The 14,949-nt window shown below is 48.5% G+C and carries 8 protein-coding genes; 6 read left to right on the top strand and 2 right to left on the bottom strand.

The genetic code is table 11. From position 1 onward, the window contains the following. The first annotated feature begins 318 nt into the window (after positions 1-318). Entirely contained in the window at positions 319-1,440 is a 1,122-nt protein-coding gene (locus JQN73_RS08670) for a LacI family DNA-binding transcriptional regulator (RefSeq protein ID WP_240162482.1), read from the top strand. 754 nt (positions 1,441-2,194) lie between these two features. Here JQN73_RS08670 and JQN73_RS08665 read toward each other — a convergent pair. Both JQN73_RS08665 and JQN73_RS08660 read right to left on the bottom strand, forming a co-directional pair. Then, the gene (locus JQN73_RS08665; RefSeq protein WP_205322662.1) at positions 2,195-2,560 is read right to left on the bottom strand and encodes a hypothetical protein; all 366 of its coding nucleotides are present in this window, start codon (positions 2,558-2,560) and stop codon (positions 2,195-2,197) included. 78 nt (positions 2,561-2,638) lie between these two features. Beyond that, positions 2,639-3,097: an Lrp/AsnC ligand binding domain-containing protein gene (locus JQN73_RS08660; RefSeq protein ID WP_168056149.1), complete on the bottom strand. Its 459-nt coding sequence runs from the start codon at positions 3,095-3,097 to the stop codon at positions 2,639-2,641. 219 nt (positions 3,098-3,316) lie between these two features. On the opposite strand from JQN73_RS08660, the gene putA reads away from it, so the two are divergent. From putA to JQN73_RS08635, 5 genes are all read left to right on the top strand, one after another. After that, a complete protein-coding gene (gene putA, locus JQN73_RS08655) occupies positions 3,317-7,027 on the top strand; it encodes a trifunctional transcriptional regulator/proline dehydrogenase/L-glutamate gamma-semialdehyde dehydrogenase (RefSeq protein WP_205322661.1) in 3,711 nt (1,236 codons plus the stop codon). A gap of 628 nt (positions 7,028-7,655) precedes the next feature. Further along, a complete protein-coding gene (locus tag JQN73_RS08650) occupies positions 7,656-9,656 on the top strand; it encodes an AsmA family protein (RefSeq protein WP_205322660.1) in 2,001 nt (666 codons plus the stop codon). A gap of 1,840 nt (positions 9,657-11,496) precedes the next feature. Next, positions 11,497-13,122 carry a GMC family oxidoreductase gene (locus JQN73_RS08645; RefSeq protein ID WP_205322659.1) on the top strand — a complete coding sequence of 542 codons (1,626 nt, stop codon included), beginning with the start codon at positions 11,497-11,499 and terminating at the stop codon, positions 13,120-13,122. Between the two features lie 202 nt (positions 13,123-13,324). Continuing rightward, positions 13,325-14,119, top strand: a complete 795-nt coding sequence (locus JQN73_RS08640; protein ID WP_205322658.1) for an ABC transporter ATP-binding protein — start codon at positions 13,325-13,327, stop codon at positions 14,117-14,119. An 11-nt stretch (positions 14,120-14,130) separates the two neighbouring features. Further along, positions 14,131-14,889 (top strand): ABC transporter ATP-binding protein, encoded by a 759-nt coding sequence (locus JQN73_RS08635; RefSeq protein WP_205323273.1) that lies wholly within the window; start codon positions 14,131-14,133, stop codon positions 14,887-14,889. Positions 14,890-14,949 lie beyond the last annotated feature (60 nt).

The following is a 14,949-nucleotide window of genomic DNA, read 5'->3' as shown; positions in this document are numbered from 1 at the left end:
GGCGTATCTTGGACGTGCGAACATTTTCTGTCAAATAATAGGAAAAAATAATTTTATTTAAAGAGTGTCAATTTAGCTTTACAGAAGGCAGCTTTGGCATAAATTATGACCATGCGCATGTCGTTGCAATATTTCACCAGGAACATTTTGCACTTGGTAAACTCTCATCATTGCTAATTCGCCAGCTATAGGCATGTCGCAATATGCCTGGCGAGAAAATAGAACGTAGAATCTTCCTTAAAGCGGGTAAGATCGGCCATTAAGTATAAAAGTTTTATTGGCACGAGCCGGTAAAATCACAAAAGCAGAGTCCCATAAATGGCAAAACCAGCAACTCGGATGCCACGCGCATTCGAAAAAAATACACTATTGAACACACCGCAAACACCTAAACAGGATCAGGCTGTGGTGGCCACAAAAATCCCACCGGCACGTCGCGGGCGCGCTACGGGCAGAGTCACGATTACGGATGTGGCTAAAGCCGCCAACGTAAGTCCCATGACAGTCTCACGGTCGCTCAAATCGCCCGAATCAGTACAGCAGAATTTGCGCGACCGCATTACGGCAGTCGTCCAAAAACTGGGATATGTCCCCAATCAGGCTGCCAGCACCCTCGCATCTTCCAAATCGCAGGTTATCGGCGTTATCGTTCCGTCGCTGACCAACGCCGTTTTCATCGATACGCTCTCTGGAATACGCGATTGTCTGGGAGCAGCCGGATATCAATTCCTGATCGGTGAAAGCGGCTACTCTCCAGCGAAAGAACGCGAACTGATAGCGACTTATATGGCGCATGCGCCGGACGGTTTTTTGCTCACGGGTATCGAACAACAGGAAGCATCACGGGTACTTCTGGCATCGAATCATATTCCGGCAGTCCGGATGTACGATCTCAGCAAAAACGTCAATGATCTGACCGTCGGCTTCTCGCAAAAAAAAGCTGGCTATAGTGTCGCCCGTCATCTTATTGAACGCGGCTACCGACGTCCCGCATTCATGGCGGCCCAACTCGATCCGAGAACGATGAAACGGCGGGAAGGCTTTAGAAAAGGTTTGAAGGAAGCCGGACTGAATCCAAATCTCGAAATTCTGTTGCCGGTCCCGACCACGATTGAACTTGGCGCCCAGTTATTCACCAAAATACTCGAGCAGAGGCCCGATTGCGACGCGGTCTTCTGTTGTAACGACGACTTGGCGCTCGGCGTACTATTCGAATGCCAACGACGTGGCATTCAGGTCCCGACCCAAATGGCGATCATTGGTTTTAATGACTTGCCATGGGCGGCGCAGTCAATTCCAGCAATCACCACGATCATTACGCCGCGTTATGACATTGGTTACGTCGCCGCGGAACTATTGCTCAAAACGCTCAAAGGCAAGCCAATAGACAAGGCCCGAGTCGATTTGGGCTTTGAACTAGCCATCCGGGGAAGCACCTGAAGCAGAATAGTGTCCCTAACTGTTTCACGGCGAAAACAGTATCCGGAGCGGAACGCTTAGGTGAACAGGAACAAGCCGTTAACAGTCCGAGAGCCACCAACAGTTCAGGACTGCCGCAAAGTCGTCCCGGCAAGGCGTGCCGACGAAAACAGTACGACGAAGTAAGGCCCAGAAAACACCACGCCGTTATAGCAGTTCGATGCTAAACCAACAGTCCAGGACTGCCGCAAAGTCGTCCCAGCAAGGCGTGCCGACAAAAACAGTAGGACGAAGTAAGGCCCAGAAAACACCACGCCGTTATAGCAGTTCGATGCTAAACCAACAGTTCAGGACTGCCGCAAAGTCGTCCCAGCAAGGCGTGCCGACGAAAACAGTACGACGAAGTAAGGCCCAGAAAACACCACGCCGTTATAGCAGTTCGATGCTAAACCAACGGTCCAGAACTGCCGCAGCGTCGTCCCAGCAAGGCGTGCCGACGAAAACAGTACGACGAAGTAAGGCCCAGAAAACGACACGCCGTTATAGCAGTTCGATGCTAAACCAACAGTTCAGGACTGCCGCAAAGTCGTCCCAAAAAGGCGTTCTGACGAAGACAGCACGACGAAGTAAGGCCCAGAAAACACCACGCCGTTAGCAGGCCGAGACCAACCAACGGTTCAGGACTGCCGCAAAGTCGTCCCAAAAAGGCGTTCTGACGAAGACAGCACGACGAAGTAAGGCCCAGAAAACACCACGCCGTTATAGCAGTTTGATGCTAAGCCAACAGTCCAGAACTGCCGCAAAGTCGTCCCAGCAAGGCGTTCTGACGAATACAGCACGACGAAGTAAGGCCCAGAAAACACCACGCCGTTAGCAGGCCGAGACCAACCAACGGTTCAGGACTGCCGCAAAGTCGTCCCAGCAAGGCGTGCCGACGAAGACAGTACGACGAAGTAAGGCCCAGAAAACACCACGCCGTTAGCAGGCCGAGACCAACCAACGGTTCAGGAATGCCGCAAAGTCGTCCCAGCAAGGCGTGCCGACGAAGACAGTACGACGAAGTAAGGCCCAGAAAACACCACGCCGTTAGCAGGCCGAGACCAACCAACGGTTCAGGACTGCCGCAAAGTCGTCCCAGCAAGGCGTGCCGACGAAGACAGTACGCTAGTACGGCTAGGAAAGCACAACGCAGCTGGGGCGACTTTGCGACAGTCCCATCTCACCGAATAGGGAGGCGGGTGGTATGCTTTACCTCTTCCATCACCGCATAGGTGTGAGTCTCGCGCACGCCTTTTAGCTGCAACAGAGATTTCCCCAAAAATTCACGATAGGCATTCATGTCTTTTACGCGGGCCTTGACCAGATAGTCGAAGCCGCCTGCGACCATGTGACATTCCAGCACCTCGGGGATGACCTGAACGCTTTTGCTGAAGGCGTCAAACACTTCCGGGGTTGTCCGGTCCAACACCACCTCAATGAACACTAACAATGCGACGTCCAGCAACTGAGGATTGAGTTGGGCGGTGTAATGCATGATGTAACCGGCATCCTGCAATTTACGCACACGTTCCAGACAGGCTGCTGGCGATAAGTTGACCCGCCCCGACAAGTCCACATTGCTGATCCGGCCATCATTTTGCAATTCGGATAGAATTTTCTTGCTTATTTTATCTAGCATTTTGCTTGTTTCCGGAAGAATTTTATTCGGTTAAATTTTCGCATTAATAACAAAATTTTGATAGTCACCTGTATTACCAGAATAAATCCACCGTGATGCCGCCTACAATCATTCGATCGAGCAGCCCGACGCAATATTGAGCAATATGAAGCAATATTCAGCAATTCTACCTGTTCCCCTTCGTTTTATTGTGTTTTTACCTATTTTGAGACAACTACCATGCCGACGCAATCCACGTTGACTTCTTCTTCGGGCACCATTCCCTTTACGGCATTTCAGGCTGAAGTGATCCGGCACCCGTCTCCTTTACGCGCCGCCATTACCGCTGCGTATCGCAGGGACGAATCGCTCGCAGTCCAGTGGTTGTTGGGGCAAGTTGAAGATAGCGCGAACGCAAGCGTTGCGAGTGGTCATCTGGCACGCAAATTGGTGCAATCAGTGCGTGATAAACGCACCCGGGCATCTGGGGTGGATGCATTAATGCACGAGTTTTCGTTGTCGTCGGAAGAAGGCGTGGCACTGATGTGCCTGGCCGAAGCGCTATTGCGGATTCCCGATCATCAAACTGCCGATCGACTGATCGCGGATAAAATCAGTAAAGGCGACTGGCGCCGTCATCTGGGTGAATCGCCATCAATGTTTGTCAACGCCGCAACCTGGGGCCTGCTGATTACCGGCAAATTGGTCAGTACCAATAGCGAACGCGGACTAGGTTCCGCCCTTACCAAGCTTATCAGCAAAGGCGGCGAACCATTGATCCGCAAAGGCGTTGATGTCGCAATGCGCATGTTGGGTAATCAATTCGTGACTGGACAAACCATCGCCGAAGCACTCGTCAATAGTCGCGAAAATGAAAAGCGTGGTTATCGCTATTCTTACGATATGTTGGGAGAGGCAGCATTGACCGAAGAGGACGCTGCGGCGTATTACGTGTCTTATGAAACGGCGATTCATGCCATCGGACGTGCTTCTGCTGGTAGGGGAATTAAGAATGGCCCGGGCATTTCCGTAAAATTGTCAGCGTTACATCCACGTTATTCCCGTGCGCAAAAACATCGCACACTAACGGAATTGCTGCCGCGCCTGAAACAGTTACTTTTACTGGCGAAACAATACGACATCGGTTTGAATATCGACGCTGAAGAAGCCGATCGCCTTGAATTATCTCTCGACTTAATGGAGGCGCTAGCCTTCGATCCCGATCTTGCTGGCTTTGAGGGCATCGGGTATGTTGTGCAAGGCTACCAAAAACGCTGCCCGTTCGTGATTGATTATCTGGCTGATCTTGCCCGCCGAAGCGGCCAAAAATTCATGGTCCGATTGGTGAAAGGCGCGTATTGGGACGCTGAAATAAAACGCGCCCAAGTGGACGGCATGCCCGGCTATCCGGTGTACACCCGCAAGGTTTATACGGATGTTTCCTATCTTGCCTGCGCACAACAATTACTTGCTGCAACTGATGTCCTTTATCCGCAATTTGCCACGCATAACGCGCGCACTTTGGCGACAATCTATTCATGGGCCGAAGAAAAGGGCATCACCGATTATGAGTTTCAATGCCTGCACGGTATGGGAGAGACACTCTACGATCAAGTGGTCGGCAAAGACAATCTCAACAAACCGTGTCGGATCTACGCGCCGGTCGGATCACATCAGACGTTACTCGCGTATCTAGTACGTCGACTGCTCGAAAATGGTGCCAACTCGTCCTTTGTCAATCAAATCGTAGATGAAAATGTTTCCATCGATATGCTGATTGCCGATCCGCTGGATGAGGCCCGTAAATTAGGCGGGGAACCGCATGCAAACATCGTGTTGCCCCGCGCACTGTATGGTGCGGAGAGAAAAAATTCGTTTGGCGTCGATCTGAGTAATGAGAATGTTTTGCGTGATATCGATACGGTATTCCAGCAATTTCGCGACAAGCAATGGAAAGCCATGCCGCTGTTAGCCACCGGGCATTCTGATGCTTGCGCTGTCGCCGAAAATATTTTAAATCCTGCCGACCACCGCGATATAGTCGGCACAGTCGTCGAAGCCAGTGCCGTCGATGTTGAAGCGGCACTGCATGCGGCAAATGCCTACGTCATGGACTGGCAAACAACGATGCCTGCTGATCGTGCTGAAGTCTTAATGCGCGCAGCCGATCTGTTTGAAGAAAATCAGTTTGAATTAATTGCATTGGCTATACGCGAGGCGGGAAAGTCCTTGCCAAACGGAATTGCTGAAGTACGCGAAGCGGTCGATTTTTTGCGTTATTACGCCGCACAAGTTCGTCATACGCAAAACGCGATGGCGCTCGGCCCGGTAGTATGTATTAGTCCATGGAACTTCCCGTTGGCCATTTTTGTGGGCGAAATCAGTGCCTCACTGGCGGCAGGAAACGTGGTGCTCGCTAAACCGGCTGAGCAAACGCCATTGATCGCTAATCGCGCCGTACAACTCCTGCATCAAGCCGGAATTCCACGTGCAGCACTGCAATTGTTACCCGGTCGCGGTGATACGGTGGGTGCCAGATTGACAGCTGACGCGCGTGTCAAAGGCGTGATTTTTACCGGCTCGACCGAAGTCGCGCAATTAATTAACCGTACGCTTGCCGATCGATCGGTCAACGAAGAAATCGATCTGCCTTTCATCGCTGAAACAGGCGGTCAAAATGCGCTGATCGTTGATTCCAGCGCGCTTCCCGAGCAAGTGGTAGTGGATGTACTGAGTTCTGCCTTCGATAGTGCCGGACAACGTTGCTCAGCCTTACGGGTCCTTTGCCTCCAAAACGACATAGCAGACCGTACCATCCATATGTTGAAGGGTGCGATGCAGGAACTCAGCATTGGTAATCCTGATCGCCTGATTACCGACATCGGCCCGGTGATTGATGCGGAGGCGCAAGAACAATTGCTCGCGCATATTGCTCGAATGAAAATCACTGCCAAAGATTTTTTCCAGTTACCGCTTTCTGCAGAACATAGCCATGGCACCTTTGTACCACCCACGATGATTGAAATAGGGTCATTTGGCGAGTTGCAACGCGAGGTTTTCGGGCCGGTATTGCATGTATTGCGTTATGCGCGGGAACAATTGCCGGAACTAATTGATGCGATTAATGCGAGCGGCTACGGACTGACGCTTGGGGTGCATTCGCGCATTGATGAAACAATCGATTTTATTTCACGCCGTGCGCATGTCGGCAATATTTATGTGAATCGGAATATTGTCGGTGCAGTGGTCGGCGTTCAACCATTTGGCGGCGAAGGTAAATCCGGCACCGGTCCCAAGGCTGGCGGTCCGCTGTATCTGAAGCGTCTACAACGCAACGCCACCGCCAATTTAGGCGCGCATACCATTCATGAAGCCAACGCCATTGTTCAGGAAGGAACCTCCGCGTTACAGGCTTTATTAGGCTGGGCGAAAACCCACGGCCATCAACGCATCGCTACGCTGGGTCAGGAATATATTCACCATAGCTGGCTTGGGACGTCCATGATTTTGCCTGGTCCGACGGGTGAACGGAATACACTTTCGTTCGCCCCCCGCGGCGCAATTTTGTGTAGTGCGCAAACAGTTCCAGTGTTGCTGAATCAACTCGCTGCAGTACTGGCAACCGGCAACACCCCAGTCGTGGAAGCCGCATCGTCGGCTTTGATACCGAGCGGTTTGCCAAAAGCGGTGCAGGATACTATTCGCACCATTAACACAATTAGCAATGCCTCTGACAAGGATGCCATTGCGTTGCATTTCGCTCTGGTCGACAGCGCTGACCTCGCGCGCGTGCATCCGCTACTGGCTGCGCGCGACGGCGCTCTGGTGCCGGTGTTGGAAACATCGGAATATGCGCCAATCCCACTGTGGAGATTAGTCGCCGAGCGTGCTTTGTGTGTCAATACAACCGCAGCGGGAGGTAACGCGAGTTTGATGATGTTAGAGGCTTAAGCCGTTAAATGCGTGCTGCTCGATTCAGACCCGGGCCCATCCTTCGCATAACGTCATCAGGGAACGTTAGCGCATGGATTCAACACGTAGAGTCATCGCCTGAAGTCTTCCTTCATACGATGACTTTTTTTTATTTCCGAATGAAACTCGTGATCTTGGGCCACCGATATTTATAATCAATATTTACGTCCAGTCATTCAGGAGTTGAGATCGACATCCACCATCGTTATTTCTCCTGTTCGAGACAAACGCGGCTACCGGTTTTTCAATCTCTGGTTACGTGTTATTGTCGAAGCGTAAGCGATTTAGGTGACGGGTTTTTGTCCGAACAGGATTTTGACGCGACGATATTTGCGGTAAACATTGCTTTTCCTTGGCCTGTTTATCTGTTTAAATAGACCGGGTAACGAATCAAAACAGTAAAAATTATTACGAATACTTTTTGTTGCCAACACCACGAGAGTGCAGAGCAGGTAGCCCATTATCTTAAAATGGTTAAATTTGAGAATGCGCAATTCCACGTAATGACCTATTGCGACGCTAGCCGATCGGTGTTGACCGTAGCCACGTACTTATCCTTTTGAAATTTGCGGCATGTCTAACCCCATATGTTTAACCCCATATCGATATGACTACTACCGGATTTCGCGTGTTAAAAATTTTCTACTGGTGTATTGGAAGCCTGTTCATTATTTTAGGGCTGTGCGTGATATTTTTGCTCGTCTTCGACTGGAATCTGGCCCGACCCTGGTTGAACCAACGCGTTAGCGCCGCCGCCGGTCGCCCCTTTGCCATTCGCGGCAATTTATCACTAGACTGGTTCAATCCGCACGCGGAAGAAAACGGTTGGCATAAATGGATACCCTGGCCGCAGCTAACCGCTCGCGATGTGGTGCTGGATAATCCAACCTGGGCCAAAACCGGTCAACATATGGTGGAAGTCAATCAGGTGACATTCACTTTGCGACCGCTACCTCTACTAGAAAAAAACATCACCATCCCATCGCTGCAACTTGATCGACCAGTTGTCATGCTGGAACGGTCAACAGACGGCAAGAATAACTGGACCTTCCCTTCCAGCGGACCAAGTCAGTGGAACCTGAACTTACAAAAACTAATTTTGACGCAAGGCACGATACGTTTACTTGATCCGATAAAAAAAATTGATATCGATGCCAATATCGCCACTCTGGCGCAAATCACAAAAGAAGGTTATGGCATTGGCTGGAGCATCAAGGGCAGTTTCAACAAAGCGCCGGTATCCGGCAGCGGCAAAGCCGGCGCAGTATTAAGCCTGACCGACGTAAACACACCGTATCCGCTTGAGGCTGGGGTAAAGGTCGGAAAAACCGCGATAGATGTTAAGGGCAGCTTAACCAAGCCGAGCAATCTAGCAGCACTCGACTTGCGCTTGAAGCTATCCGCCACCAGTATGGCAGACTTATATCCACTGACCGGTATCGCATTGCCGGCTACACCACCGTTTTCTACCGAAGGTCGATTGATCGGCAAACTACAATCCAGCGGCGCGGATTGGCGCTATGAGAATTTTAGCGGCACGGTCGGTGCAAGCGACTTGTCAGGAACGATCGATTATCTCGCCAAGGATCCGCGCCCTTTGCTAAAGGGCACTTTGGTATCAAACCAGTTGAGACTGGTTGATTTGGGACCGCTGATCGGAGCAGATTCCAACGCCAGTAAAGCCAGAAGAGGCGTGGCACCCACGCAACCAGCCAATAAAGCACTACCTACAGAGGGATTCGATACATCGCGTTGGGGGAGCATTGACGCCGATATTAAATTTACCGGAAAAAAAATTATCCGATCTGAAGAATTACCGATTCAAAATCTCAACGCCAACATCCATCTTAACGACCGGCATTTATCTTTAACTCCGTTAAATTTTGGCATTGCCGGCGGAAATCTGACTTCCACCATCAAACTGGACGGCAGCGTTAAGCCCATGAAGGCGAACGTCATGCTGTCGGCGCGCCACCTTAAAATTAATCGCTTGTTTCCAACCCTCGAATCCGCTCGGGCGAGTTTGGGAGAAGTTAACGGCGATGCGGCCTTGTTAGGTGCTGGCAACTCCGTGGCAACGTTACTGGGTACCGCCAACGGCGAGGTCAAAATGTTGGTGAATCAAGGAACCCTGAGCAAATTTATACTGGAGGCGGCGGGTCTGAATGTCGGCAACGTCGTTTTGACTAAGCTTTTTGGCGATAAGCAGGTCAAGCTGAATTGCCTGGCTAGCGATTTTGTAGTTGCCAATGGCTTAATGCAGACGCGAACGTTCCTGCTGGATACGGATGATGCGATCATCACCGTTAGCGGTCGGATTAACCTCGCAACTGAAGTTATGGCGCTGAATGTGAAGCCGAAAAGTAAGGGGTTGCGGATAATCTCCTTTAGATCGCCCCTATACGTCGCTGGGACGTTCAAAAACCCCGACGTAGGGGTTGATAAGGGTGTTCTGGCTTTAAAGGCTGGCAGTGCGATAGCGCTTGGTGTCTTGTTCCCGGTGGCCGCTATTTTACCGCTGGTAAATATAGGTTCTACGCAACAGACGGATTGCGCGGACCTGCTCGCGGAAGTCAAACTGAAAGCGGTAGTCCCGCCATCCCGCTAGACTTCCGAAAAGGAATGTAGCGGCTCGGAAGTGGTCAATTGAATGACGCCGCTGTCAAAACCCCGTCAGTACGTCAATCCACCGCTTACATCCCTTCGGGACCAGGTGATGACACACGCCGTCACCTCTTTCATTTAATAGCAAATTGCTAGCGGCTCGACGTAACCCTATCCTGAGAGCGTTCACTCTTGTTTTAGGTGAACTTCACTCTAATTTTCATCGAAAAAGGCCACCTTCCCTCTTTCTTTTTACCCGTTATATAACCGATCGACCGCTCGTTAATTCCGTGACGTGCACCCACTATCAGCTGGCCTCCATCCTGTTTCGACGCGCTCTTTCCGCCTCAATAACGTGTTTAGACACCAATATAACTTTTCACCAATCAAAAAATTGTGGATAACCATGTGGATAACATAGTTGTTTATTGGGGATATCTCCCGTTTTTTTGAGCATCTATTTTTTATTCAGCTCCTATCCAATGCTTATACATTGTTTACTTAAACATTATTCATTTCTCAAATGCCTGTTTACAAACAAATAAACCGCGTTATCCACAGAATTTGCTGTCGTTAACTATTACTACTATTTATATCTATAAATCGTTAACTAAAACAGAAAAACCGGCAATTTTTGAGCTAAAGAGAGTAAATATTCACGCTTTCATCACAAAAATTGGCTATGCGGACGAGAACTCGCTCTCTTTTAGTGATTCCGAGTTAAACGCACAGGCAAACTAAAACGCCTGCAGTCAAAAATTACGCAGCAATTTTGTTTTGAACGACCTGTACTCCATAGTTTTACAACAGAGAAGTCGTTTTATTTGGTTACAAGGTGCGTATAGCGACAGACGAATATTAAAAAGTTGCTCCACCTAAAGCTATCTGATGGTTATTCTTCCTGGATAAGATGCAAAAAAGATATCTTTGTGGATAAGTCTGTGGGTAAAGTAGTGGTAACTTGTGGAAAACACGTCTTTATTGCGTCTCGTATTTGTTATTCACCAGATGTGCATAGCGCGTACAGCGCTTACCGGCCTGTTATCCCGCTTCCAGCATCTTGTTTACAAAAGAGATTTTCGACTTATCCACAGAAATAGCTGTCGTTTACTATCATTACTATTTATATATATAAACAAGTAAACATTAAAAGGAACGGAAGGAAAGAAGATGCTTCAACGAAAACCAAGCTGCTGGTAGTTCAAAATCAACCGAAAAAACAACTAATAGGTAATACAGGTCAGAACCTCTTGAAACCAAAAATAACGATTTTCAATAAGTGCTTTTTAGCCTGTGGATAAGCCTTTGGATATCACCCCCTATAAATTGTGTACAACTCGTCTATTTTTTTCTTTCGTACACTTATCCCCTACTTGTGATGAATCAATACATTCGTAAATAATGGTTTATACTTTTACTAAGTCATTGTTTTTAAAGGATTATATAGTGTTATGCACAGAAAAGCAGGGTGTTAACTACTACTACTATTTATATATATAAATCTTTGAATTAAAAACATAAGAAGAAAAATAAGAAAAGCGACTATTTTAAGCATTCAAAATAGCCAAAATGAACACTTGCTCTGCCTTTCAGAATGCGTTGGTGTGTAACTGAAAATGAACGATTCGTGAGAAAAGACGGCAATACTCTTTCTTTTCCGTCTGGGTAAGCTCCCAGTAAGCAACAACGTGGATAAATACAGGGTTATGCACAAAATTTTCTAACGTTAGTCGCTTCATCATTCCTCTGAGCAAATCCAAATCGCAAAAATTTGGTCCAGTCAGTTGCTATCTACAAATTTTTTAAGAAACGTTGCGTTAAAAGTAGTTCTTTGAGGAATAAAAATGGAAGTAGCGGGTAAGTACGATTACATTATTGTGGGTGCCGGAACTGCCGGTTGTGTATTAGCCAACCGATTGACGCGCAATCCCGATGTCACGGTTCTATTGATTGAAGCTGGCGCGAAGGACGACTACATTTGGATTCATATTCCGGTCGGATACCTGTATTGCATTAATAATCCCCGCACAGACTGGCTCTACCGGACCGAAGCCGACGTTGGATTGAATAATCGTAGTTTGATTTATCCACGTGGCAAGGTTTTGGGTGGATCATCTTCAATCAACGGAATGATTTATATGCGTGGCCAGGCGCGTGACTATGAACAATGGGCAACGCTGGTTGGCGATGAATCCTGGCGATGGGAAAATGTTTTGCCTATGTTCAAGAAAAGTGAAGATCACTATAGTGGAGCGAATGCTTTCCACGGCGTAGGCGGTGAGTGGCGAGTGGAAAAGCAGCGCTTATCCTGGAAGATTTTAGATGCGTTCCGGGATGCAGCAGCGGAGAGCGGAATTCCTAAAGTGGATGATTTCAACCAGGGTGATAACGAAGGTGTCGGTTATTTTGACGTCAATCAGAAACGTGGCGTTCGCTGGAATGCATCGAAGGCATTTTTACGAACGGCAGCAGCGCGTGGAAATCTGGAAATCATGACTGGTTGTCATGTAAAGCGGCTTCAACTCGAGACTGGCGAAGATGGGCTGCAATGTACAGGTGTGGAATTTCTGGGTGGGGGCAAGGAATGGTCGGCTGAAGCAGCGAAAGAAGTCTTATTGTGCGCTGGAGCCGTTGGCTCGCCACATATTTTACAGTTTTCAGGCATCGGACCCGCAGCATTGTTGCAGCAAAATCACATACCGGTTTTCCATGATTTAGCCGGCGTTGGAGAGAATTTACAGGATCATCTGCAAATTCGTATGGGATTTAAAGTCTCTGGCGTGAAAACGTTAAATATAATGGCGAATAATTGGGTGGGGAAAATGAAGATTGGACTCGAATATATGGTTTCACGCAGTGGCCCGATGTCAATGGCCCCGTCGCAACTGGGAGCCTTCGCAAAATCTGATGCGCTCCAGGAAACTGCTAATCTTGAGTATCACGTGCAGCCGCTATCGCTGGAAAAGTTTGGTGATCCCCTGCATAATTTTCCCGCTTTTACCGCTAGTGTCTGTAATTTACGCCCAACCTCACGGGGGCATATTCGGGTAGCATCTGCTGACCCAATGACGGCACCCAAAATTACCTTAAATTACCTGGCAACCGAAGACGATCGTAAAGTAGCTGCCGCCTCAGTGATGTTGACCCGGAGAATCGCTGCTGCTCCGGCGTTACAAAAATACGCGCCAAAAGAATTTATGCCAGGCCCGGATTTTCAAACAGAGGAAGAACTTATCAAGGCTGCTGGGAAGGTCGGAACTACAATTTTTCATCCCGTCGGGACTTGTAAGATGGGAAGGATAACAGACAAATTAGCAGTTGTTGATAGTAAATTACGCGTAATTGGCGTAAAAAGACTTCGGGTTGCGGATGCCTCCATTATGCCGACTATTACCTCTGGGAATACTAATTCACCGACCATTATGATTGCAGAAATGGCGGCTAAGTTTATTTTGGCGAAAGTTTCTTAACGAACACTGGCGACGAATTGATGCCGATTTATTAGATAAAATTACAATAAAATGTTGTTGTTTTGAGTTTAGTATTTATACGTATTGCCGAGCCTTGCTGCACTCTATACTATCCGTCAATCAAGATACGGTTGCTATCAAACAAAATAAAGAAATTGGCGCTGTCAGGTACCGTGGCGCCGAGAAAACCTAAGGAGACCGGATGAGCGACATCATCTTAGAAACGAAAAGCCTGACGAAGGAATTTAAAGGCTTTACGGCGGTAAATAACGTTAATTTACAAGTTGAGCGTGGACATATCCATGCCCTGATCGGTCCTAATGGCGCGGGCAAGACGACCTGTTTTAACCTGCTAACCAAATTTTTGGTCCCGACTTCCGGGCAAATTTTATTCAATAATCGCGATATTACCTCTTCTGCACCGGCACAAATTGCGCGGCAAGGGATCATTCGTTCTTTTCAAATTTCGGCGGTTTTCCCCCATTTATCGGTGATGGAAAATGTTCGCATAGGCTTGCAGCGGTCCTTAGGTACTTCTTTTCACTTTTGGAAAAGCAGCACTACTCTCTCGCAGTTAAGAGATCGTGCAATGGAGCTCCTGGCAGAAGTCGACCTGACTGAATTTGCGGACACCCTGACGGTTGATCTTCCTTACGGACGCAAGCGAGCATTGGAGATTGCGACCACTTTAAGTATGAACCCAGAATTGATGCTGCTGGATGAACCGACGCAGGGAATGGGGCATGAAGACGTTGATCGTGTCACCGCGTTGATAAAAAAAGTGTCGGTAGGCAGAACCATCCTGATGGTGGAACACAACATGGGTGTAGTTTCCGGCATTTGCGACAAGATCAGCGTCTTGCAACGCGGCGCGATATTAGCAGAAGGAGACTACAAGGCGGTGTCGACTAACCCTCAGGTGATGGAAGCCTATATGGGAACAGAAGCGGGAACAGAAGCCGGAACAGAAGCTAGACCATTAGAAGGAGCGCATTGATGCCGACCGTTATGTCGCAGCCAAAGTCTGAAAGTGTGCCGACGAAGTTGGCTGACTCGGGAAAGCCGCCGGCTCTCAGCATTACCAATTTACAAGCCTGGTACGGTGAATCGCATATCCTGCACAACGTAAATTTGTCCGTGAATGCGGGTGAAGTGGTGACGTTGCTGGGCCGCAATGGCGCAGGACGCACGACCACGATGCGCGCGATCATGGGGCTTACCGGAACGCGCAAGGGATCGATTAAGGTTAATGGCGTTGAAACGATTGGACTCGCTACCCATAAAATCGCGCATCTCGGATTGGGTTATTGCCCGGAAGAACGCGGTATATTTTCATCGCTTTCGACAGAAGAAAACCTTTTGTTACCGCCGTCTGTATCGAAGACTGACAAAGGAATGTCGATAGCCGAAATTTACGAGATGTTTCCTAATCTGGAAGAACGTAAACACAGCCAGGGGACACGCTTGTCGGGCGGTGAACAACAGATGTTGGCGGTTGCACGGATTTTGCGCACAGGCGCGCGCTTATTACTGCTTGATGAGATTTCGGAAGGCCTAGCGCCAGTGATTGTTCAGACCCTTGCACGTATGATTTTGCTGCTAAAAGAAAAGGGCTACACCATCATTATGGTGGAGCAGAATTTTCGATTTGCAGCACCGTTAGCCGATCGGTTTTACGTGATGGAACATGGACAGATAGTAGAGACTTTCGCAGCCTCTCAATTACAAGAAAAAATGCCGGTGTTGAACACATTATTAGGCGTATAGAAAATTTCCAGAAATACAGAAATTCCGTAAAAAAATACAAAATTTTAACAAAATTTAATT

It is taken from the genome of Glaciimonas sp. PAMC28666 (assembly GCF_016917355.1).
GTDB lineage: Bacteria > Pseudomonadota > Gammaproteobacteria > Burkholderiales > Burkholderiaceae_D > Glaciimonas.
The sequence above is the reverse complement of the archived record's forward strand: the minus strand, read 5'-3'. Positions and strand labels throughout refer to the sequence as shown.

Bases quoted from the DNA above. Each gene is read 5' to 3' on its own strand.
- JQN73_RS08645 (WP_205322659.1), top strand. From the start codon at position 11,497: ATGGAAGTAGCGGGTAAGTACGATTACATTATTGTGGGTGCCGGAACT.
- JQN73_RS08635 (WP_205323273.1), top strand. From the start codon at position 14,131: ATGTCGCAGCCAAAGTCTGAAAGTGTGCCGACGAAGTTGGCTGACTCG.
- putA (WP_205322661.1), top strand. From the start codon at position 3,317: ATGCCGACGCAATCCACGTTGACTTCTTCTTCGGGCACCATTCCCTTT.
- JQN73_RS08640 (WP_205322658.1), top strand. From the start codon at position 13,325: ATGAGCGACATCATCTTAGAAACGAAAAGCCTGACGAAGGAATTTAAA.
- JQN73_RS08650 (WP_205322660.1), top strand. From the start codon at position 7,656: ATGACTACTACCGGATTTCGCGTGTTAAAAATTTTCTACTGGTGTATT.
- JQN73_RS08660 (WP_168056149.1), bottom strand. From the start codon at position 3,097: ATGCTAGATAAAATAAGCAAGAAAATTCTATCCGAATTGCAAAATGAT.
- JQN73_RS08670 (WP_240162482.1), top strand. From the start codon at position 319: ATGGCAAAACCAGCAACTCGGATGCCACGCGCATTCGAAAAAAATACA.